General features: G+C 41.7%; 25 protein-coding genes. 14 read left to right on the top strand and 11 right to left on the bottom strand.

The features are described from left to right. Positions 1-68 precede the first annotated feature (68 nt). From ACXAFK_RS06685 to ACXAFK_RS06675, 3 genes are read right to left on the bottom strand one after another with little or no spacing between them, the layout of a single operon-like run. Positions 69-1,610 (bottom strand): acyl-CoA carboxylase subunit beta, encoded by a 1,542-nt coding sequence (locus ACXAFK_RS06685; RefSeq protein ID WP_293294455.1) that lies wholly within the window; start codon positions 1,608-1,610, stop codon positions 69-71. Positions 1,611-1,615: 5 nt separating this feature from the next. Further along, on the bottom strand, positions 1,616-3,058 hold the full coding sequence (gene accC / locus ACXAFK_RS06680) for an acetyl-CoA carboxylase biotin carboxylase subunit (RefSeq protein WP_474957202.1): 1,443 nt from the start codon (positions 3,056-3,058) through the stop codon (positions 1,616-1,618). Between the two features lie 6 nt (positions 3,059-3,064). Continuing rightward, complete coding sequence (locus ACXAFK_RS06675) at positions 3,065-3,565, bottom strand: acyl-CoA carboxylase biotin carboxyl carrier protein subunit (protein WP_293294451.1); 501 nt, start codon at positions 3,563-3,565, stop codon at positions 3,065-3,067. Positions 3,566-3,745: 180 nt separating this feature from the next. Here ACXAFK_RS06675 and udk point away from each other — a divergent pair, with 180 nt between their 5' ends. The 11 genes from udk (at position 3,746) to ACXAFK_RS06620 (ending at position 14,045) form a co-directional block, all read left to right on the top strand. Further along, a complete protein-coding gene (udk, locus tag ACXAFK_RS06670; protein ID WP_224835084.1) occupies positions 3,746-4,354 on the top strand; it encodes a uridine kinase in 609 nt (202 codons plus the stop codon). 2 nt (positions 4,355-4,356) lie between these two features. Continuing rightward, entirely contained in the window at positions 4,357-4,686 is a 330-nt protein-coding gene (locus ACXAFK_RS06665; protein WP_224835085.1) for an FtsB family cell division protein, read from the top strand. Continuing rightward, positions 4,683-6,068: a methylmalonyl-CoA mutase subunit beta gene (locus ACXAFK_RS06660; protein WP_474957201.1), complete on the top strand. Its 1,386-nt coding sequence runs from the start codon at positions 4,683-4,685 to the stop codon at positions 6,066-6,068. The genes ACXAFK_RS06665 and ACXAFK_RS06660 overlap by 4 nt, the downstream gene beginning before the upstream one ends. Continuing rightward, on the top strand, positions 6,061-8,133 hold the full coding sequence (gene scpA / locus ACXAFK_RS06655; protein WP_474957200.1) for a methylmalonyl-CoA mutase: 2,073 nt from the start codon (positions 6,061-6,063) through the stop codon (positions 8,131-8,133). Before ACXAFK_RS06660 ends, scpA begins: the two co-directional genes overlap by 8 nt. 133 nt (positions 8,134-8,266) lie before the next feature. Then, positions 8,267-9,040 (top strand): ParA family protein, encoded by a 774-nt coding sequence (locus ACXAFK_RS06650; protein ID WP_224835088.1) that lies wholly within the window; start codon positions 8,267-8,269, stop codon positions 9,038-9,040. Continuing rightward, positions 9,041-9,946 carry a ParB/RepB/Spo0J family partition protein gene (locus tag ACXAFK_RS06645; protein ID WP_474957199.1) on the top strand — a complete coding sequence of 302 codons (906 nt, stop codon included), beginning with the start codon at positions 9,041-9,043 and terminating at the stop codon, positions 9,944-9,946. Continuing rightward, positions 9,939-10,586 carry a DUF5683 domain-containing protein gene (locus tag ACXAFK_RS06640; RefSeq protein WP_293294440.1) on the top strand — a complete coding sequence of 216 codons (648 nt, stop codon included), beginning with the start codon at positions 9,939-9,941 and terminating at the stop codon, positions 10,584-10,586. The genes ACXAFK_RS06645 and ACXAFK_RS06640 overlap by 8 nt, the downstream gene beginning before the upstream one ends. Positions 10,587-10,590: 4 nt before the next feature. Continuing rightward, positions 10,591-11,292, top strand: a complete 702-nt coding sequence (gene dapB / locus ACXAFK_RS06635; RefSeq protein WP_474957198.1) for a 4-hydroxy-tetrahydrodipicolinate reductase — start codon at positions 10,591-10,593, stop codon at positions 11,290-11,292. 50 nt (positions 11,293-11,342) lie between these two features. Further along, entirely contained in the window at positions 11,343-13,085 is a 1,743-nt protein-coding gene (gene lepB / locus ACXAFK_RS06630) for a signal peptidase I (RefSeq protein WP_474957197.1), read from the top strand. Positions 13,086-13,108: 23 nt separating this feature from the next. Then, a complete protein-coding gene (locus ACXAFK_RS06625; protein WP_474957196.1) occupies positions 13,109-13,744 on the top strand; it encodes a WbqC family protein in 636 nt (211 codons plus the stop codon). Then, a complete protein-coding gene (locus ACXAFK_RS06620) occupies positions 13,737-14,045 on the top strand; it encodes a DUF6122 family protein (RefSeq protein ID WP_474957195.1) in 309 nt (102 codons plus the stop codon). The genes ACXAFK_RS06625 and ACXAFK_RS06620 overlap by 8 nt, the downstream gene beginning before the upstream one ends. On the opposite strand, the gene ACXAFK_RS06615 is transcribed toward ACXAFK_RS06620, so the two are convergent. The 7 genes from ACXAFK_RS06615 to ACXAFK_RS06585 all read right to left on the bottom strand — a co-directional run bounded on the left by ACXAFK_RS06615 (position 14,034) and on the right by ACXAFK_RS06585 (position 20,198). Then, complete coding sequence (locus tag ACXAFK_RS06615; RefSeq protein WP_293294430.1) at positions 14,034-15,089, bottom strand: endonuclease/exonuclease/phosphatase family protein; 1,056 nt, start codon at positions 15,087-15,089, stop codon at positions 14,034-14,036. The two genes, ACXAFK_RS06620 and ACXAFK_RS06615, sit on opposite strands and share 12 nt — an antisense overlap. 3 nt (positions 15,090-15,092) lie before the next feature. Continuing rightward, on the bottom strand, positions 15,093-15,956 hold the full coding sequence (locus tag ACXAFK_RS06610; protein ID WP_474957194.1) for a rhomboid family intramembrane serine protease: 864 nt from the start codon (positions 15,954-15,956) through the stop codon (positions 15,093-15,095). 3 nt (positions 15,957-15,959) lie between these two features. Then, positions 15,960-16,694, bottom strand: a complete 735-nt coding sequence (locus ACXAFK_RS06605; RefSeq protein WP_474957193.1) for a rhomboid family intramembrane serine protease — start codon at positions 16,692-16,694, stop codon at positions 15,960-15,962. Further along, a complete protein-coding gene (gene mutL, locus ACXAFK_RS06600) occupies positions 16,695-18,545 on the bottom strand; it encodes a DNA mismatch repair endonuclease MutL (protein ID WP_474957192.1) in 1,851 nt (616 codons plus the stop codon). Then, the gene (locus tag ACXAFK_RS06595; RefSeq protein WP_224835099.1) at positions 18,545-18,829 is read right to left on the bottom strand and encodes a riboflavin synthase subunit beta; all 285 of its coding nucleotides are present in this window, start codon (positions 18,827-18,829) and stop codon (positions 18,545-18,547) included. Before ACXAFK_RS06595 ends, mutL begins: the two co-directional genes overlap by 1 nt. A gap of 121 nt (positions 18,830-18,950) precedes the next feature. Next, complete coding sequence (gene ribH, locus ACXAFK_RS06590; RefSeq protein WP_474957191.1) at positions 18,951-19,433, bottom strand: 6,7-dimethyl-8-ribityllumazine synthase; 483 nt, start codon at positions 19,431-19,433, stop codon at positions 18,951-18,953. A 3-nt stretch (positions 19,434-19,436) separates the two neighbouring features. After that, complete coding sequence (locus tag ACXAFK_RS06585) at positions 19,437-20,198, bottom strand: tetratricopeptide repeat protein (RefSeq protein WP_224835101.1); 762 nt, start codon at positions 20,196-20,198, stop codon at positions 19,437-19,439. A gap of 127 nt (positions 20,199-20,325) precedes the next feature. On the opposite strand from ACXAFK_RS06585, the gene recF reads away from it, so the two are divergent. Genes recF through ACXAFK_RS06570 form a run of 3 tightly spaced genes read left to right on the top strand, consistent with a single transcriptional unit; the run spans position 20,326 to position 22,128 of the window. Next, positions 20,326-21,405, top strand: coding sequence for a DNA replication/repair protein RecF (gene recF / locus ACXAFK_RS06580; protein WP_252079233.1), 1,080 nt, complete (start codon positions 20,326-20,328; stop codon positions 21,403-21,405). Between the two features lie 4 nt (positions 21,406-21,409). Next, positions 21,410-21,832 (top strand): hypothetical protein, encoded by a 423-nt coding sequence (locus tag ACXAFK_RS06575; RefSeq protein WP_474957190.1) that lies wholly within the window; start codon positions 21,410-21,412, stop codon positions 21,830-21,832. Continuing rightward, on the top strand, positions 21,832-22,128 hold the full coding sequence (locus ACXAFK_RS06570) for a DciA family protein (RefSeq protein WP_224835104.1): 297 nt from the start codon (positions 21,832-21,834) through the stop codon (positions 22,126-22,128). Before ACXAFK_RS06575 ends, ACXAFK_RS06570 begins: the two co-directional genes overlap by 1 nt. Before the next feature lie 65 nt (positions 22,129-22,193). Here ACXAFK_RS06570 and ACXAFK_RS06565 read toward each other — a convergent pair whose 3' ends face one another. Further along, positions 22,194-22,613: a nucleoside-diphosphate kinase gene (locus ACXAFK_RS06565; RefSeq protein WP_163625778.1), complete on the bottom strand. Its 420-nt coding sequence runs from the start codon at positions 22,611-22,613 to the stop codon at positions 22,194-22,196. Positions 22,614-22,617: the final 4 nt, after the last annotated feature.

The raw sequence follows: 22,617 nt of genomic DNA, 5'->3' as shown, positions 1-22,617 counted from the left end.
ACTTTATAACTACTTCAATATTATTATTTTCCAACCTTAAAGTTGAAACCTCTTAAATCCGGACTAACCTACAACGGAATGTTGCCGTGCTTCTTCCAAGGGGTCTGCACTTCTTTTTTTTCCAACATGGCAAACGTTTTCAACAATTTACTTCGGGTATCCTTTGGTAAGATTACCTCATCAATAAAACCGCGTTTGGCCGCCCTGTAAGGGTTAGCGAACTTGTCGGCATATTCGGTTTCCTTTTCCTTCAGTTTGGCTTCTGGATCTTCGGCTGCTGCAATTTCACGCCTAAAGATAATCTCACTGGCACCTTTCGCACCCATTACGGCAATTTCGGCAGAAGGCCAAGCATAGTTAAAGTCCGCACCAATGTGTTTGGAGTTCATTACATCATAAGCACCGCCATAGGCTTTGCGTGTAATTACGGTGACTCTTGGCACGGTTGCTTCACTTAAGGCATATAGTAATTTAGCGCCATGCATTATAATTCCGCTCCATTCCTGATCAGTTCCTGGCAAAAATCCGGGAACGTCCACCAGCACCAATAAAGGAATATTAAAGGAATCACAGAATCTCGTAAATCGTGCCGCTTTCCTGGAACTCTTTACACCAAGTACCCCGGCCAAGAACATGGGTTGATTGGCAATTACACCTATACTTCTTCCACCCAACCGGGCAAAACCGGTAATTATGTTTTCCGCATAATCCTTATGAATCTCGTAAAACGAGTCTGCGTCGATGATCCCATTGATCACATCGTGCATATCGTAAGGTTTGTTGGGATTATCGGGTACGATCCCCATTAGCTCCTCTCTGGTTTCATCCCCAAGTTCGTAGGGCAATAATGGCGTGGTTTCTTTATTGTTTTGAGGAAGATAATCCAATAATTTTCGGATATCGTCCAAACAAGCTGCATCGTTGGTAGAGGTTTTGTGGGCCACTCCCGATTTTACCGCGTGGGTACTTGCCCCGCCCAATTCCTCGGATGTAACGGTTTCGTTGGTTACCGTTTTTACCACATTGGGTCCCGTTACGAACATATAACTGGTTTCCTCTACCATTATAATAAAATCCGTCATGGCGGGGGAATACACTGCACCGCCTGCACAAGGCCCCATGATAGCGGAAATTTGAGGAATTACGCCGGATGCCTGCACATTTCGGTAAAAAATATCGGCATAACCTCCCAAGGACCGAACCCCCTCTTGTATTCTAGCACCTCCCGAATCATTTAAACCAATAATTGGAGCGCCTACCTTCATGGCCAGGTCCATGATCTTACATATTTTTTCGGCGTGTGTTTCCGACAATGCGCCACCAAAAACAGTAAAGTCCTGTGCATACACATAAACCAATCTTCCGTTTACCGTTCCATACCCGGTTACAACACCGTCCCCGTAATACATTTCCTTGTCCATACCAAAATCGGTGGTACGGTGGGTCACCAAAATTCCCATTTCTTCAAAGGAACCTTCGTCTAAAAAATAAAGGATTCGTTCTCGGGCGGTAAGCTTTTTCTTTTGATGTTGTTTTTCAATCCGTTTTTCGCCACCCCCTAAATGGGCTTCGGCAATTTTTTCTTGTAATGCTTTTATTTTGGGATCCATAGGATTCAGTTTGAAGGTAATCGTACTATTTTTTTATCTTCCAGATATTGATGCAGTGCAACCATTGCGGCAATCTCGGCCTCGTTGCCCATTTGATCCTTTATTTTCTCTGGAGAATAATAATTCTTTACAAAATGGGTATCAAAATTCCCTGATCGGAATGCTTCGTGGGCAAAAACAAAACTTCCAAAGGGCAATGTCGTCTGCACTCCTTTAACTTTGTAATTCTGAATTGCTTCGAGCATAAGTTCAATGGCTTCTTCCCTAGTTTTACCATAAGTAATGAGCTTGGATAACATAGGGTCATAGTAAATAGGTATGTCCATGCCCTCCCTAAATCCATTGTCCACCCGAATGCCATCGCCCACTGGCAATTGATAGGTCTCCAAGTTTCCTACACTAGGGAGAAAATCGTTTAAGGGATCTTCCGCATATACCCGTAATTCCACTGCATGCCCTTGAATTTTCAAGTCTTCCTGTTTCATAGGCAGTTCTTCTCCCCGGGCCACTTTTATTTGTAGCTCAACCAAATCCACTCCGGATATTATTTCGGTGACCGGGTGCTCCACTTGCAAACGGGTATTCATTTCCAGAAAGTAAAAATTGTGGTCGGCGTCCATTAAAAACTCCACTGTGCCAGCCCCAATATAATCGCATGATTTTGCCACTTTACAAGCTGCAATCCCCATTTCTTCTCGCAGTTCAGGAGTTAGAATGGCCGATGGTGCCTCTTCGACCACTTTTTGGTGGCGACGTTGCACGCTACATTCCCTTTCAAAAAAATGAAGTACGTTTCCGTGGGTATCGGCCATAACCTGAACCTCGATATGCCGGGGAGATGTAACATACTTTTCCACAAAAACGGAACCATCTCCAAAGGCCGAAGTAGCCTCACTAATGGCACGTTGCATTCCGGATTCGAGATCTTCTTCTTTTTCAACGATTCGCATTCCCTTTCCTCCACCACCAGCAGAGGCCTTGATCAACACAGGGTAACCTACTTCATTGGCTATGTCGTGGGCCTTCGCCACATCGGAAATTGCTTCGTCTATACCGGGGACCATAGGAATATCGTAAGCCTTTACCGCTTCCTTGGCAGCCAATTTGCTTCCCATTATTCGAATGGCCTTGGATTTTGGCCCAATAAACGTGATGCCGCTTTTTTCAACAGCTTCGGCAAAATCGGCATTCTCGCTTAAAAACCCGTATCCCGGATGAATACCATCCACATTCAGGCTCTTGGCCACCTCAATTATTTTGTCACCTCGTAAATACGATTGGTTGGATGGTGCCTCACCAATACAAACCGCCTCATCCGCAAATTGGACATGCGGTGCATTGCGATCTACTTCCGAGAAAACAGCTACGGTCTTTATGCCCATTTTTTTTGCGGTCCTCATTACACGAACTGCAATTTCGCCACGATTGGCCACTAATATTTTTCTCATGATGTTTTATTGAAATTCTATCAACAATTGTTTCTTTTCAACGGCATCACCTTGCGACACGCCAATTTTTTTTATCACACCATTACGTGGTGAGGTAATTATATTTTCCATTTTCATGGCTTCCAAAATTACCAATTGGTCCTCTTCGGATACTTCTTGGCCTTCCTTCACCAAAATATCCAAAATCAGTCCCGGCATGGGGGCAGCAATGGAGTCTATGTTTTTACCGCCATTGGTGGCAAAGCCCATTTTTTCTATGAGTTCGTCCAGAGGAGTTTGTATGGTGGCCCGATGTTCGCTTCCATCGACACTAATGGTATAAACGCCATTGTTAAAATCGGTCTCCAAGATCTTTACATGGTACGACCTACCCTCCTTTAATAAATGAAAGGTGCCGTTACCGGTTTTGATCAGATCTAACGAAGATATAGTGTCGGTGGAGAGTTTAAAGTCGAAGCCATCCCCTACTTTAACAGAGTATATATTGTCCATAAAAAAGGTTTCCATTGGTTAGCTTGATAAATATAAAGGTTAATGAATAAAAAACCATGTAAAGCTATACCTAATAAGCAGGATAAATTATGACAATCATCATTAATTGTTTTTATTGTAATCATTAATTATGCAGTATACTGGGATAGTTGGGAACAAAATCATTTGTTTATTTTTGACGACAAATTTTAAACTATGTTGATCTTAGGGATAGCAGGGGGCACAGGGTGCGGAAAAACAACGGTTGTAAACCAGATCGTGGAGCAATTGCCCCAAGATGAAGTGGGTATAATATCCCAAGATTCCTATTATAACGATCTTTCCCATTTAAGCAAAGAAGAAAGAGCGAAGGTAAATTTTGACCACCCCAACTCCATAGATTTTGATCTGCTGATCGAGCACATAGAACTATTAAGACAGGGTAAGTCCATAGAAACCCCCATTTATTCGTTCGTGGAAGAAACCAGGATGAAGGAAACCATTACCACACACCCCCGCAAAGTTATGATCGTGGAAGGTATTTTAGTTCTGAGCAACCCCAAATTAAGGGAAATGTTCGACATTAAAATCTATGTGCATGCCGATTCGGATGAACGTTTGATCAGGCGGCTACAAAGGGACACCCGCGAACGGGGACATGATTTGGACAAGGTTCTAACAAGGTACCAAACCGCTGTTAAACCCATGCACCTTCAATTTATTGAACCATCCAAGGAGTTTGCGGACATAATTATCCCGAACAATCACTATAATACCGTAGCCGTGGATATTGTTAGAACCATAATCAACAATAAACTTGTATAGGTATGGGGTTAAAGGAATTGAAAAAAAAGAAGTGGTTCAAAATTATGACCAATACCTATATTTTGGTATTGACCATATTCGTGATCTGGATGGCCTTTTTTGATACCAATTCCTTGTTGATCCATTTGGAGCTGGAAAATGAAATAGACAAGCTCGAAAAAGAAAAAGAATTTCTGGAAACTGAAATTGAGAAGGACAAGGAAATCTTAAAAAAAATGTCCGACGATAAAGAATTGGAGAAGTTGGCCCGAGAAAAATATTTTATGAAAAAGGACAACGAAGAAATATTCCTTATCGAATATGAAGACAGCTTAAAGACTAAACAAAAATGAGCGACACTAACTTATTTCAAGAATTTCCCGAAGTCTCCACCAAAGAATGGAAACAAAAAATACAGGTAGACCTTAAAGGCGCAGACTACAACGAAGCATTGGTCTGGGAATCTTTGGAAGGCATCAATGTAAAACCATTTTACAACCAAGATGATCTAAAGGACATTCACTCCTATTCGATGCCCAGCGACCACAAATGGCACATTGGGCAAGCCATTTATGTCGCAGACCCTATCAAAGCCAATTCCAAAGCTCTGGAAATTTTGAAAAAAGGAGTGGAGAGCCTTGTATTTACCATACCAGAGGAATCCATCGATTTTGAAAAATTGCTATCGGGCATCGACAAGACCGGAGTGGTACTTTATTTCAATTTCGAGTTTTTAGCCCTGGAACCTACAAAAAAGCTAGTCTCTCTCCTATCTAAAGAAAAGGCTAAGGCTTATCTGAACATAGACATTATCGGCAATTTGGCCAAAGAAGGCAACTGGTTCTACAATTTGGAAAAAGACCACGATATTTTTACCGAATTGGTGTCATTGGGCACTTCGGACATCTCCTTAATAGGAGTAGATCTATCGCTTTATCAAAATGCTGGAGCAAATATGGTCCAGCAATTGGCCTACGGCTTGGCCCATGCCAACGAATACCTCGACCATTTTATCAATTCCAAAAAAATCGAGGCACATCTCCCCATTACATTTAAAGTTGCGGTGGGCAGTAATTATTTTTTTGAAATAGCCAAAATAAAAGCACTTCGGTGGCTTTGGAACTCCTTGGCTTCGGAATATGGAATTTCCGGTGAGTGCCATATTATGGCCCAACCCTCCAAACGTAATAAAACACTCTACGATTACAACGTAAACATGCTACGGACCACATCCGAAAGCATGTCCGCCGTTTTGGGGGGTGCCGACACGGTTTCCAATTCGGCATACGATGCCATATACCATAAGGACAATGCATTTGGAGAACGCATAGCCCGCAACCAATTGCTACTTTTAAAAGAAGAAGGGTATTTCTCCGATGCAGCCCCATTCACGGACGGTGCCTATTATATAGAATCGGTAACTCATCAATTGGCGAAAAAGGCTCTTTCACTTTTTAAACAGGTTGAAAAATCCGGAGGTTTTTTGGAAAACTTAAAAAAGGGCAACATCCAACAAAAAATAAAGGAGAGTGCCGAAAAAGAACAGCAACTATTTGATGCAGGAAAGATCGTTTCCCTAGGCACCAATAAATACCAGAACCCGCAAGATAGGATGAAAGACGACCTTGAACTCTATCCCTTTGTAAAAACCAAAGCGCGCAAAACCATTATCGAGCCCATTATTGAAAAACGATTGGCCGAAGCCACCGAACAAAAAAGATTGAACGATGAGTAGAAAAGACCTTCAACATCTGGAACTATCTGTCAGGTCGAGCGTAGTCGAGACCCAAAAAAACGGACACGAAAATTTTGCCGCGGGCATTGCCCCTTTCTTGCGTGGCCCCTACTCTACAATGTATGTGCGCAGACCATGGACCATTCGCCAGTATGCCGGGTTTTCAACAGCCGAGGAAAGCAACGCCTTTTACCGAAGGAATTTAGAGGCAGGACAAAAAGGCCTTTCAGTTGCTTTTGACCTACCCACCCACCGTGGATATGATTCGGACAACGATCGTGTTGTTGGCGATGTGGGCAAAGCGGGAGTTGCCATAGATTCTATCGAGGATATGAAAATCCTGTTCAACGGAATACCTTTGGATAAAATGTCGGTTTCCATGACCATGAACGGGGCTGTAATTCCCATTATGGCCTTTTACATTGTAGCAGGATTGGAGCAAGGAGTGGCCATGGAGCAACTTTCCGGGACCATCCAAAATGATATTTTGAAAGAATTCATGGTTCGGAATACATACATTTATCCTCCCTCACCGTCCATGCAGATCGTGGCGGATATTTTTGAGTTTACCAGCAAACACATGCCTCGATTCAACAGTATCAGTATTTCCGGGTACCATATGCACGAAGCAGGAGCTCCTGCCGCTATGGAATTGGCCTACACCTTGGCCGATGGGGTAGAATATATTAGAACCGGGATAAAGGCAGGACTAAAAATTGATGAGTTCGCTCCTCGCCTATCATTTTTCTGGGGGATCGGAATGAATCATTTCTCCGAAATTGCCAAAATGAGGGCAGGTAGGATGCTCTGGGCCAAATTGGTCGAACAGTTCAACCCGACCAACCCAAAATCATCCATGCTCCGAACACACAGTCAGACCAGTGGCTGGAGCTTAACGGAGCAAGATCCATTCAACAATGTCGCAAGAACTACGATCGAAGCCATGGCGGCAGCATTTGGGGGCACACAAAGTCTTCACACAAATGCCTTGGACGAAGCCATAGCACTGCCAACCGATTTTTCTGCACGGATTGCTCGAAACACACAAATATATCTTCAGCAAGAAACACACATCACTAAAACCGTTGACCCTTGGGCCGGGAGCCATAAAGTGGAACAACTCACCCAAGAAATTGCAGAAAACGCATGGGAATTGATCCAAGAAGTAGAAAAATTGGGCGGCATGACAAAAGCCATTGAAAAAGGTATCCCAAAAATGCGTATTGAAGAGGCCGCAGCCAAAAAACAAGCTCGTATCGACAGTGGACAAGATGTTATTGTAGGAGTGAACAAATACCGCTTGGAAAATGAGGACGACCTTCAAATTTTGGAGGTGGACAATGCCAAGGTGAGAAAACAACAAATGGCACGTCTTGACGAAATTCGAAACAAAAGGGACTCAAAAGCCGTAGAAAAAGCGCTCGATGCAATTCGAATTGCATCGAAAAAAGCCATGAACAACGATTCGGACCGTGGAAATTTGCTAGCTTTAGCAGTAGAAGCAGCCAAATTACGTGCAACCCTCGGCGAAATTAGCGATGCCATGGAAAGTGCATTTGGACGATACAGAGCTAAAATTCAATCTTTTACCGGAGTGTATTCCAAAGAAATTAAAAACGACGCGAGCTTTGAGAAGGCTCGAAAACTGGCAGACAGCTTTGCTGAACAAGAAGGCCGGAGACCTCGTATTATGGTTGCAAAAATGGGGCAAGACGGTCACGACCGTGGAGCCAAAGTTGTTGCCACAGGATATGCCGACCTTGGTTTTGATGTAGATATAGGACCATTGTTCCAAACCCCGGCCGAAGTAGCCAAACAAGCCGTAGAAAACGATGTGCATATCTTAGGAATTTCTTCCTTGGCCGGAGGACACAAGACCTTGGTTCCAGAGGTAGTAAAGGAATTGAGAAAATATGGGCGTGAGGATATTATGGTAATCGTGGGGGGAGTGATCCCAAAGCAAGATTACGACCATTTATTGACAAATGGTGCCGTTGCCGTTTTTGGTCCAGGGACCAAAATAGCCGATGCCGCCACAGAGATGCTGAATATTTTAATGGACTAAAACTTTAAGACTCTACCAATCAAAAGTTTAACGTACTTTAACGCAGAATACTAGGTTTATTCACCCACTGTTAACAAATTACATTTTATTGCGTCCTAAATAATCGTATTTTTAGCCCCTAACTTACTATGAAATGGGCAAGATTATTGCAATTGCAAACCAAAAGGGTGGTGTAGGCAAAACTACCACAACGGTAAACCTTGCGGCCTCCCTTGGTGTATTGGAAAAAAAGGTATTACTTATTGATGCCGACCCCCAAGCCAATGCAACATCTGGTTTAGGTGTTGACGTGGATTCTGTAGAAAAAGGAACCTATCAGCTTTTGGAACACACCATGAGTGTTGAAGAAGTGACCATACCTACGGATTCACCGAACGTAGATTTGGTACCTGCACATATTGATTTGGTTGCCATCGAGATTGAATTGGTGGACAAGGACAATCGGGAATACATGCTCAAAGAAGCCTTGAAAAATCTGGGCGATAAGTATGATTTTGTATTGATTGATTGCGCCCCCTCACTAGGCCTATTGACCTTGAACGCACTTACGGCTGCAGACTCCGTAATGATTCCTATACAATGTGAGTATTTTGCCTTGGAAGGTCTTGGCAAACTATTGAACACAGTAAAGAGCGTCCAAAAAATACACAACAACGATTTGGACATCGAGGGCATGCTCTTGACCATGTACGATTCCAGGTTACGACTGTCCAACCAAGTTGTTGAAGAAGTAAAAAAACACTTTGCGGATATGGTCTTCGATACCATTATCCAAAGAAACGTTAGGCTCAGTGAAGCTCCAAGTTACGGGGAGAGCATCATAAAATATGACGCCAGTAGCAAAGGAGCGTCCAATTACCTTAACTTGGCCAACGAAATTTTGAAAAAAAACAAGGAGAAAGTTTAAATGGCGAAAGCAACAAAAAAACAGGCTTTGGGAAGAGGCCTGTCCGCCCTTTTAAAAGACCCGGACAACGATATAAAGTCCGTGTCGGACAAAAATGCGGATCAGGTAATCGGCAATGTAGTGGAACTTGATGTAAATTCCATAGAAGTAAACCCTTTTCAACCTCGTTCCAATTTTAACGACGAAGCACTCGAAGAACTGGCCAGTTCCATCCGTGAGTTGGGCATTATACAACCCATAACCGTTAGAAAACTGGACTTTAACAAGTTCCAACTGGTTTCCGGGGAACGTAGGTTCCGTGCTTCAAAATTGGTAGGATTGGAAACTATTCCTGCCTATATCCGCATCGCCAACGATCAGGAATCCCTAGAGATGGCCTTGGTGGAGAACATCCAAAGACAAGATCTTGACCCTATCGAAATCGCACTCTCCTACCAAAGGTTGATTGATGAAATAGAAATCACCCAAGAAAAATTGAGCGATCGTGTGGGCAAAAAACGTTCCACCATTACCAACTATCTACGATTGTTAAAACTCGACCCCATTATCCAAACGGGTATGAGAGATGGGTTTATAAGCATGGGGCATGGTAGGGCATTGATCAATATCGACAAGAAAAAGGAACAGATAGCGATCTACGAAAAAATTGTATCGGACGGCCTTTCCGTTAGAGCTACGGAACAATTAGTAAAGTCGCACAAAAACCCAAAAGCCACTGCAACCGAGAGCAAAAAAAATTCGCAGAACGTACCCGGGTTTGTTTCCGAAAGTTTGGATTCCATCAAGAACCGGTTGGCCACCAAAGTGGATATCACCGCCTCGAAGAACGGAAAAGGAAAGATTGTGATACCATTTCATTCCGAAGAAGAATTCCAGCGCATCAAAAAATTATTGACAGGTGAATAAAAACCTCCTTTTATTGCTCTTTGCCTTTTTGATGTTTCAGTCCAGCTTTTCTCAAGAAGAAGAAAAAACTGAACGGACGAAAAAAACTCAAGATACCGATTCCCTTACCCAAAAAATGGAGGGAGAGGGTGTTACTTTTGAAGAAGTTACAAAAAAAGAGAACATCAACCCATTGGCACCCAGTAAAGCCGCATTCTATTCTGCCATTCTTCCAGGTTTGGGGCAGATATACAACAAACGGTATTGGAAAGCTCCAATAGTTTGGGGAGCTCTGGGAACCAGTATCTATGTGTATTCCTTCAATAATACAGAATATCGCAGGGCAAGAAATGCCTTTAAAAGAAGACTTGCCGGGTTTGCCGACGACGAATTTTATGATATCAATGGGGATGGAAGCGGACCCGATGTATCTTCCGAAGCATTGCAAGAAGCTCAGGAAAGTAGTCAAAGAGACAGGGATTTGGCCTTGGTGATCAGCATTGCACTATACGCCCTTAATATTATCGATGCCAATGTGGATTCCCACCTTAAACAATACAATGTAAGCGATGACCTTGCAGTGGATTTTAACCCCTACATAGAAATTAATCCTTTTACCAATAAGCCTAACTATGGAATGGCTATGGTCATAAAATTTTAGTTTGATGAATATTGGTCTGTTCGGATATGGTAAAATGGGAAAAAAAATCGAGCAAATTGCTCAGGATAGAGGTCATACCATAACCGCAAAAATAAACGATAGCTCGCAAGAAGTTGATTATTCCGCATTCGATGTTGCTATAGATTTTAGCACGCCGGAAGCAGCTTTTGAGAACATAACCCGTTGTTTTGAGCACAAAGTGCCCGTAATTAGTGGCACAACAGGTTGGTTGGAAAAATACGAAGATGCCATCGAGATTTGCAATGCCAACCAGAGCGCCTTTATCTATGCTTCCAATTTTAGTTTGGGAGTCAATATTTTTTTTGAACTTAACAAGAAACTGGCCCAAATGATGGCCGGATTAGATCAGTACAGGGTTTCCATGGAAGAGATCCATCATACCCAAAAGTTGGACGCCCCTAGTGGCACGGCAATTACTCTTGCAGAGGGGATTATTTCAAATTCAACTTACAACAAATGGAAATTAAATGAATCCGGAGACAATATTGTTCCCATAAAATCGATACGGGAAGGTACGGTACCCGGCACCCACACCGTAAACTACGGTAGTGCAGTGGACAACATCCAAATAAAGCACGAAGCGCACAATAGGGAAGGTTTTGCACTGGGTGCGGTTATTGCCTCGGAATGGATTCAAGGAAAAAAGGGCGTTTTTACCATGAGGGATGTGTTAAACCTAAGCTAAAAAACGTAACAAGAATATAGACCAAAGGTCTAACAAAGAAATATTTTAATATGGACGGTACACGGTGGATCATTTTTATCCTGATCATTCAGGTCATCCATTTTTTAGGAACTTGGAAACTATATGTTAAAGCAGGTAGAAAACCTTGGGAAGCGGCCATTCCAATTTATAACGGTATAGTGTTGATGAAAATAATAAATAGGCCATGGTGGTGGGTTTTATTATTGTTCATCCCCATAATCAATTTATTGATGTTCCCTGTAGTGTGGGTCGAAACCATAAGAAGTTTTGGCAAAAACACGTTGGTGGATACCTGGTTGGTAATTCTGACCTTAGGCTTTTACATCTATTACATCAACTATGCTGAAGATGTGGAATACATTAAAGACCGTAGTTTAAAGCCAAAAACAGGTTTGGGCGAGTGGGTAAGCTCTATAGTTTTTGCTATAGTTGCCGCCACATTTGTGCACACCTATTTTATACAACCATACGTAATTCCTACGGGATCTTTGGAACGTACTTTGCGAGTGGGAGACTTCTTATTTGTAAGTAAGTTTCATTACGGAGCAAGAGTACCCATGACCACGCTGGCCGCACCCATGGTACACGATACGCTGCCAGTGCTAAAAACCAGATCTTATTTGGCGGATGTAAATCCAGAAACCCACAAAACCTCGTGGATAAACAAACTGCAATTGCCCTACATGCGATTGCCCGGTTTTGAAAAGGTCAAGAAGAACGATATTGTGGTCTTCAGTTTGCCCGCGGACACCTTGTACCAATTCTTTAAAGCTCAAAAGGCAGTTATAAAACCCATCGATAAAAAATCCAACTATGTAAAACGATGTGTTGGAACACCAGGTGATTCGTTAGAGGTAATTGGCGGGTATGTTTACATTAACGGAGAGCAATTACAGTTATCGGACAGGGCAAAACCTATGTACGTTTATGATGTTTATGCCAAAAATGGGGTGTCCAGTAGATATTTGGAAGAGGTAGATGCCTCCGATTACCTACGAACATACATTGCCACCAACCTCAACGAAGCACAGTACAATGCACTTGTACCATACGTATCCGGGGCAAAAACAGGTAACGATGGAAAAATAGAACTTTACACAAGCGAGAATGGGATACCCACAGAGGTTATCCGGCAATTTAGGATTTCGCTGTCGGAACAAAAACCACGCTCACGTATGGCGAATTTAACCAGTGACATGGTTACTGAGTTAAGAAACAATCCCGCCATTGATTCTGTTGTTCAAACCAACGACCCTAAGGGCATGTACGGTGGCAATACATTTCCGCAAAAGCCTAATTTATATCCTTGGAACAACGACAATTTTGGACCAATTTACATACCCAAGGCCGGTACAACAGTAGAAATCAATTCCAAAACCATTCCGTTGTACAAAAAAATTATTCGCGATTATGAACACAACGATGTCAAGGTTACCGGCAACAAAGTATTGATCAATGGCGAGGAAGCCGATAGCTACACATTTAAGCAAGATTATTATTGGATGATGGGCGACAATCGCGACCACTCCGAAGACAGCAGGACTTGGGGGTATGTGCCCGAAGACCATATTGTTGGCAAACCCGTATTCCTTTGGATGAGCTTTGATAACTTTAGGCAAGGTATTTCCAATTGGAGGATTCGCTGGGAGCGAGTATTTACCACAGTTGGAGGTAGTGGAGAACCCGTATCCTATTTTTGGTACTTTATTGCCCTTTTGGCAGGTTGGTTCGTATTTGATTTCTTTAGAAAGAAAAAGAAGAAAAAAGCATAGCTAATATTTAATATTGTTGTTCCTTGAAAATTCTGTTGCACCCGTCTTATTTTCCGAGTATTGCCACCTTTGCAGCTATTGCTCAATATGAAGTTGTTTGGGAAGCGCACGACAATTTTCAAAAACAGACGTATAGAAATCGCTGCTATATTTCCACGGACAAGGGCAAACACATGCTCAATATCCCAATTAAACACGTTGGCGGTAAAGAAGGGCGTCAAAAATATGCCGATGTTGTTATGGAAAACAGCTACAATTGGAAAAAGGAGCATTGGCGCACCTTGGAGACAGCCTATCGGACCTCTCCCTTTTTCGAGTTTTATGAAGATGACCTAAAAACACTCTTTACCGGACCCGACGAATCACTTTTCCGTTTCAACCAAAAGACGATTTCTTGTATTGCGGACTGTATCGGAATCAAAGTGCCGAACGAAACAACAGATCGATACCAAACGGCGCCTAAAAACCTAATTGATGCCCGTTTTTTGGTCAATGCCAAAAAAGAACAGGTATGGGAGATGGAAACATACACACAAGTATTTGAGGAACGCCATGATTTTATCCCCAATTTGAGTGTGCTGGACCTTTTGTTCAACGAAGGTACCAACACCCTGAGTTATCTAAAAAGCTTCCCTTTAGATCTTAACCCACATGCTTAGGCACATTATCCACTACGGAATACATTTTTTGGTCCCAATCCTTATTGCTCTTTATTTTTTTAAAGACAACAAAATAAAGGTTGCTTTAATACTTTTGGCCGGTATTGTAATCGATTTGGATCACTTGTTGGCCACCCCTCTTTTTGCCCCCGATCGTTGCAGCATAGGATTCCACCCATTACATAGTGTTTGGGCCATTTTGGTGTACAGCCTTTTGCCTTTTTTTAAACCGACCAGACTCGTGGGCCTTGCCCTGCTCCTTCATATTATTGCTGATATAGCAGATTGCCTACTCATGTGAAGGCTTTAAGCGCAAGGTGGCCATAACCGGATAGTGATCGGATAATTTCACATCAAAATTTTGATGTGAAACAACCTCAAAATCAGGGTCTGCCAATATATAATCGATACGCAGTGGGAGTTTCCATAAATCGTAGGTCCGACCAAAACCACTTCCGCTTTCCAAGAAAGAATCAATCATATCACCTTGAATTAGGCGATAAACATTGGAATATTGTGTATTGTTAAAATCCCCAACTACCAATTTCGTGTATTTTGTATCATCCATATTTTCGCGGACAAGCTTGGCTTGTTGGTATTGTTTAAGCATTACATTTTTATACCTTTTAAGGAGCTTTGCAGATTCCTGATTTTGTATCGCATTTAAACCAGGAACTATTCTAAAGCTCTGTAAATGTAGATTATACAATCTAACAGTATCGTTTTTGATCAAGATATCGGCATAAATGGCATTGTTATAGCTCTTGGGGAAATTTATAGAATCTATATTTAGAATCGGATACTTTGAATAAATGGACTGAATTACTTTACCTCTATGTTTACCATAAATAAAGTCCACAAATTTATAAGGGTACTGACTCAAGGCATCATTGGCTTTCATAGCATACAAAGTCTCTTGAAAACACACTATATCCGGGTTTTTCTCCAATACAAATTCATAAATTCGATTTTCTATGTTTTCTTCCTTTATCTGCTCTAATTCATTAAAGCTCCTCGCATTAAATGTCATTATGGACACTGTACGGGAATTTTCAACAGTTGACTGATCAACACCATTGGAAAAATGATAAAACGGCCCCAACATTATGTACCAGGCCAAGATCAATACTCCAGACAATAGAAAATTTCGTTTTTTTCTCAACAACCAATAGCATAAAAATGCCACGTTTACAATAACAGTAATAGGAACAACAATACTTAATACAGCAATCGAAGAAGTCAAAGTTGCTGGGGTGAAGGGAAGCAGCAAAGAAATTAAGAGCACCAAGGCAGCTATGGTGTTTAAAAAAAAGATAATCTTATCGATAAATGAAAGGTTGTTCACAATTTAATCTTCCTTGCCGGCTTTAAACAAAAAATCCTTTTCTTCTTTGGATAGGCTCTCATAACCCGATTTACTGATCTTATCCAAAATCGTATCTATTTTCCGTTGTTTAGCTTGTTTATTGTATGCCTCCGAATTCTGAGACGCCGATTTTTTCTTGTAGACCGTTTTTAACGGAGCCTTTTTTTCTTTTGGTTTAAAAAGGTCCATGATAGACTGTCTAAATTTGAAAAAACCAGCACCTATATCATTTCCTTTATATAACTGTCGTGCATACATATAGCCTAAAAATGCACCGCCCAAGTGGGCCATTCCCCCACCAATATTCTCTCCCATTCCGATCAGCACCAAATCCTTGATCACCAAAGCCGCGCCGATATACCATAATTTAATATTAAAGAAAATTAGACGAACCTCCTGGTTGGGCAAATAGGCGCACACAAAGATCAAAACAGCGTTCACACCGGCCGAGGCACCGATCAAAGCCGTGTTGGAGTTGATCAAGGTCGGAAAAACGTTGTAGCTTAATAGAAATAGCATGCCGCCCAACATTAACCCCAAAAAATACACATTGATAAATCTTTGTGCATCAAAAAGATTCAGAAATATTCTGCTGGCAAAATACAGCACGATCATATTCCAAAAAATATGTCCCAAGCCGGCATGAAAAAAAGAGTAGGTCACCAAGGACCAGGGTTGCACCAAAAACTCAAAAAAATCCTTGGGCAAATGAAACCAGTGCGAAAACGTTTTGCCGAACAATGCCCCCGAAAGTCCATCAACAATAAAAATAAGTATATTGATGGCAATCAGTTTTTCTGCTATGTTCAGTCTAGCGAACTGATATCTAAGTCCTCCGTTCATCATAAATCAATCCCAACGATTATTGTTAAATTGGTTTTTTTTCCAGTACCACATCATTAAAAATCCTATCAATGCTCCACCGATATGGGCAAAATGGGCCACTCCGGTGTTCACGTTGCCAATACCAAAAATCAAGTCCACAGCGATCAATATCGGAACAAAGTATTTTGCCTTTATCGGCACGGGCAAAAAAATGAGCATCAGTTTGGCTTCCGAGTACATAAAGGCAAAGGCCACCAAAATACCATAAATTGCCCCGGATGCACCCACTGCTGGGGTGTTAAAGGCCGTTAACATGCTTTCAATGGTACTTTTCCCTGCAATATCGTACCAACTAGGGCTATATTGACCATTGGCCAAAATATCCAAAATCTGAGCTCTGGCAATACCTGCACCTTCCAAAGCATTCATTCCTTCGGTAAAAAGGTAGTAATTGACACCTGTATGTAATGCTGCCGATCCCAAACCGGCCGAAAAGTAAAAAAAGAGAAACTTGCTTTTTCCCCATATCTGCTCCAGGGGCGTTCCAAAGGCCCACAGGGCATACATATTGAACAAAATATGCATTAGGTTACCGTGCATAAACATATGGGTAACCACTTGCCACCATTCAAAATTTGGATTTTTTGGAAACCAGAGCGACATCCATTGGTACATTTGGTCCCCATATAAGTATGTAGCAAAAAACATGATCACGTTAATGATCAAAATATGTTTTACTGCTTCGGTAAGTCTACCCATCTAATTGAATTTTTTATCAATATCCCCTTCGGAGATAATGGTATATGTTATTTTTTGAAAAGGACTCAAAGTTGGTTCCTTGCATGCAAAAAGATTGTTCACCAACATTAATTGCGATTCTTGGTCCAAAACATTCCCTGTTTTAACGGCCAAGTTCCTGCTCAGTGCCTTGGCCAACATCTCTGCCTGCGAAATGGAACCATCAGCAAAACCTTCCGTATAATCCGCAATCAAACGGTCCAATACCATGCCAATTCCACTTTCGGGAACCATCATGGGCACGCCTGTCACTTTTACAGTTTCCTCGTCCAAACTTTGAAAAGCAAAACCAATGTTTGTCAGGCTTTCATGAATTTCTTTGAGCACCGTTAATTCTTGTTGATTGAACGTTAGTTCCAATGGAAACAACAATTGTTGGCTTACGCCTTCTTTTACCGTGATCTCGCCTAAAAACTTTTCAAAAAGAACACGCTCGTGCGCTCTATTTTGATGAATTACCAGCATTCCCGATTTCACCGTGCTCACTACATATTTCCTTCTCAATTGAAAGGTGCTGGCCAAATGCTCCTCAACCTCTTCACTGGAATATAAGGTTCCCTGTTCTTCACTTTCGGATTCGATCACAATGCTGCTAAAGGTATTTTGATCGCTCTGATGACCAAGCCCTTCGTAGAGGTCTTCCCAACCTTTGGCACTCTGTTTTCGAAAACTTCCGCCCCCATTACTTCTTTGTGTCGCAGTTTCTTCAAAAGGATTAAATGCGGCATCCACGGTTACTTTTGGGATTATAGCGCCCTTTTCTTTGTAGGAATAAGGGGTATCCAAGTTTGGATCGTGATCAAAATCCAAAACTGGTGCCACATTAAATTGCCCTAAGCTATGCTTTATGGTAGACCGTAAAATGGCATACAGCGTATTCTCATCATCAAACTTTACCTCTGTTTTAGTGGGGTGTATGTTGATGTCGATAGAAGATGGATCAACATCCAAATACAAAAAGTAGCCGGGATAAGTGTCGGATTTGATCAAACCTTCGAAAGCTGCCACAACGGCATGGTGCAAATAAGGGCTCTTAATAAATCGGTTGTTGGCAAAAAAGAACTGTTCCCCCCTACTTTTTTTGGCAAATTCGGGCTTACAGATAAAGCCGGAAACTTTAACCACTTCGGTCTCCTCGTTTACTGGCACTAATCGATTTTCCATTTTACTGCCAAAAATATGTACTATACGTTGTCGGGGCTTTGTAATGGGAAGATTAAAGATTTCCGAACCATTATTATAAAAATGGAACTCGATATTCGGATGAACCATGGCCACACGTTGGAATTCATCCGTTATATGCCGGAGTTCTACCTGGTTGGATTTTAAAAAATTACGCCTGGCGGGAATATTAAAAAACAGGTTTTTAACGGAAATGGAGGTTCCCTTTGGAGTTGCGACCACATTTTGGGACACTATTTTACTGCCTTCAATTTTTATTTGTGTCCCGATTTCATTGACATTGGTCCTTGTTTGCATATCCACATGTGCAATTGCCGCTATGGATGCCAAGGCTTCGCCCCGAAACCCTTTGGTCTGCAAATTGAACAAGTCCTGGGCCGAGGATATTTTGGAAGTTGCATGCCGCTCAAAGGACAATCGAGCGTCGGTTTCGGTCATTCCCACGCCGTTATCCACTACTTGAATAAGCGTTTTACCACCGTCCTTAATAATCAATTTTATCGCGGTCGCCCCTGCATCAATGGCATTTTCCATAAGCTCCTTTACAACAGAGGCAGGTCGTTGAACCACCTCCCCTGCGGCTATTTGGTTAGCAACATGGTCCGGTAAAAGTTTAATGATGTCCGCCATTATGGGTTTAGGAATATTGATAGGTCAAAATCGATAATAAACAGGAACACTAACACCAATACGGCCACAATGACCCAAAATCGAAGCTTTAAATTCTTATCGCCTTCGTTCTGTAAATCGTCCATTGCGGAGGTAAACTTATTCTTGAGGCCCTTGTTGGAATGCGCCGTAGTCCGGAATTTATCCAACCTGTGCTCAATTTTAAAAGGATTCCCCTCCCCTTTGTAATATCTAGGGGTATAATCGAAGCTTTTGTTTTTTCTAAGTTTTAAAGGGTTTCGCATGGTATCCTTGTCGCTGTAATCTCAAAGGTACTCAAATTAGAAAAAAAGGGTCGACGGTAAGTCCCAAAAAATGTTAACAGACCCTGTATGTTTAGGTTATTAGTGTGCTAGCGGCGCGAATTTATTTGCCCAAAACAGCCATCTGAATGGCGGCAATGGCAGCCTCGGTTCCTTTGTTCCCATGTTTACCACCACTTCTAGCTCTGGATTGTTCGATGCTATCGTCCGTTAATACGCAGAAAATTACAGGAACATCGTAGGCCAGGTTTAAATCTTTGATTCCCTGGGCAGTAGCACTGCAAACAAAGTCGAAATGACTGGTTTCTCCCCGGATAACACTGCCTATGGCAACTATAGCATCCACTTTTTCCGTTTGGATCATTTTTTTGCACCCGAACGTGAGCTCAAAACTTCCGGGTACGTTCCAACGGATAACATTTTCCGAAAGCGCACCGCAATCCAAAAGAGCCTCTTCCGCCCCTTTGTAAAGGGCTTCGGTAATTTCATCGTTCCATTCAGAAACAACAATCCCAAACCGAAGTTCCTTCGCGTTTGGGATTTTATTTTTATCGTAAACGGACAAGTTTTTGTTCTCTGTGGCCATGGTTTAGTTTTGTGCCAATCCAATCAGGGCATCCACGTTATTGGCTTCTTGAGAGTTCGGGTATTCTTCTTTAATGCGCTCAAAATATTCCAAAGCTTTGCTTTTGTCCCCCAAGTCCAATGCAACAATACCCGCTTTGTGCAAAAATCTTGGTGCTGTAAATTCGTTATCGCTATGTGCAATGGCTTTTTCGTAATAATCCAAAGCGTCTTCTTGCTGGTTCAACTGGGAAAAAGCATCTCCAATACCCCCTTTGGCCATGGCGCCCATAATATCATCATCAGAAGAGAAACCTTCCAATTGAGCAACCGCTTGATCGTACTGTTTAAGGTTAAGGTAGGTCATGCCCGCCGAATATTTGGCAAGATTGGCGGCCTTGGTACCACTATACTCTTCGATAATATCCAAAAAACCATATTTACCTTGTGCTCCGTTCAGTGCAAGGGTGAACAACGAATCTTTCTCGGTTTCACTTGCCAAAGCTTGGTCAAAATATTGTTGTGGATAAAAAAGCTCGTTCGCTGCTGACGCTTCTTTTGGGTTCTGGATAAATTGATGGTAACCCAAGTAGGCCAAAACTCCCACCGCAATTACGCCAATTACGCCCAAAATATAGTTTTGGTTCTTTTGAACCCATGCTTCGGTTTTGGAAGCGCTCTCGTCCAAAGTATTAAAAACTTCGGCCGTTGTGCTGTCGTGTTCTTCTATCTGAGCTTCCTCTTCCTTATTTTTTGGCTTAAAGCCTCTCTTCTTGTATGTTGCCATCCATCATTTAATTGGTCGCGCAAAAATAAAGTTTTTATCCAAAACCAAAAGGTAATTTATTCGTTATTTTTGAATTCCCTTTTTTAAGGGGCCACCTTTTAATTCCGAATTGTTTCTCTATTTTTTTATGTTTTTAAGACATTTATCCTTAGTCAATTACAAAAATTTTGATTCCAAAACACTGGATTTCGACCCTGTGATCAATTGTTTGGTGGGCGATAACGGTGTGGGAAAGACCAATGTTTTGGATGCAATTTACCATTTGTGTTTTGGGAAAAGCTACTTTAATCCCGTGTCCACCCAAAACATAAAACACAATACCGATTTTTTTGTGGTCGAAGGTGAGTTTGAGAAAAACAGCAGAACGGAAAAAATACTCTGCTCCTTTAAAAAAGGCACAAAAAAAGTGATAAAGCGCAATGGCAAACCTTATGAGAAGTTCTCCGAACATATAGGTTTTTTACCACTTGTGATAATTTCCCCATCGGATCGCGACCTAATTTTAGAAGGGAGCGACACCAGAAGAAAGTTTATGGATGGCGTTATATCCCAATCGGACAAAGTGTATCTGCAAAACCTCATTAAGTACAACAAAGTTGTATCACAGCGAAACTCGCTATTAAAATACTTTGCTGCCAACCGTACGTTCGACCAGGACACCTTGAGTATTTACAACGAACAGTTGTATTCCTTGGGAACGGAAATCCATCAAAAAAGGGTTGAATTCATTAATTCTTTTCTGCCCATTTTTAAGGAGCAATACCAAAATATCTCGGAAAAGGACGAACAAATAAATCTTGCCTACGAAAGTCAGTTGAGCAACACCTCCCTTTTATCCCTTTTGGAAAGTAATATTGAAAAAGACCGTGCACTACAATACACTTCGGTCGGGGTGCACAAGGACGATCTTAATTTCACCATTGCCGGTCACCCCATCAAAAAATTTGGAAGTCAGGGACAACAAAAGTCTTTTTTGATCGCCTTAAAATTGGCACAGTTCCATTTTATAAAGCAATTGGCGGACACCACCCCCATTCTATTATTGGATGATATTTTTGACAAATTGGACGAAAATCGCGTAGCACATATTGTTGGCTTGGTTAAAAACGACAATTTTGGTCAGATTTTTATTAGCGACACCCATGCGGATAGAACAGAAAGCGTTGTTAAAAATATTCATCAGAGCTATAAAATATTTAACTTGTGATAGTATGAAACGAATCCTTTCCATTGTATTGATCATTATGTTTTGGGCGTGTGCGGATTCTTCCATAAACAAAGAGGATTTGCACCACTTGAACGGCTATTGGGAAATTTCAGAAGTAATTTTCCCCGATGGTTCCGTAAAGGAATATGGCATCAATCCGAACATAGATTTCATCCAAGTAAATGATGACCAAGGATATCGTAAAAAAATGAAACCGCAATTTGATGGCACCTACGACACAACAAAAGATGTAGAAAGCTTTCAAATATCGAACGCCAACGAATCAGTAATTTTACACTATTCCACCCCTTTGAGCGAGTGGGAAGAAAAACTGGTACAATTGGATTCCCTTTCGTTTTCGGTAACCAACCAAGAAGGCATTACCTATAAATATAAACGGTTCGAACCCATTAAAATTCCCCAATAATGGCCAAGAGACACAGTTCACATATTCCACTCAGCGAAGCGCTGAACGAGTTTATCCAAGAGAACAAGCTCCAAAAGGGAATGGATAAGGTGAACGCCAGGGAGGCATGGACCAACTTGATGGGAAACGGGGTAAACAATTACACCACTGCCGTTGAGCTTAAAAATGAAACTTTGTTTGTTTCTCTTTCCTCCTCCGTACTTCGGGAAGAATTGAGCTTGGGCAAGAGCAAGATCATTAAAATGATCAATGAGGAAATGGGAAAGGAACTGGTTAAAAAATTGGTTTTACGGTGATCAACTAAAAAACAAAAAAGCCACCTTTTTCAGGTGGCTTTTTTTATATCAATGTTGTATTTAAACTAGTAGATTTCCCTTCCTGAAAAGTGGAAAGCCCCTTCGATAGCGGCATTTTCATCACTATCGGAACCGTGAACGGCATTTTCTCCGATGCTGGCAGCGTACAGTTTACGGATGGTTCCTTCTGCTGCTTCCTCTGGGTTGGTTGCCCCTATCAAAGCACGGAAATCGTCCACCGCATTGTCCTTTTCCAAAATGGCCGCCACAATGGGACCCCTAGTCATAAACTCCACCAATTCGCCAAAAAATGGACGCTCCTTGTGGATGGCATAGAATATTTCGGCATCCCTTTTGCTCAATTGTGTGTATTTCATGGCCACAATCTTAAATCCGGCAGCCGTAATTTTATCCAAAATTGCCCCGATATACCCATTTTCTACGGCATCAGGCTTAATCATGGTAAATGTTCTATTTCCAGTCATTTTT

It is taken from the genome of Flagellimonas sp. ABD4_174 (assembly GCF_056160185.1).
Note: the sequence above shows the minus strand (reverse complement) of the source record. Positions and strands in the feature narration are given on the sequence as shown.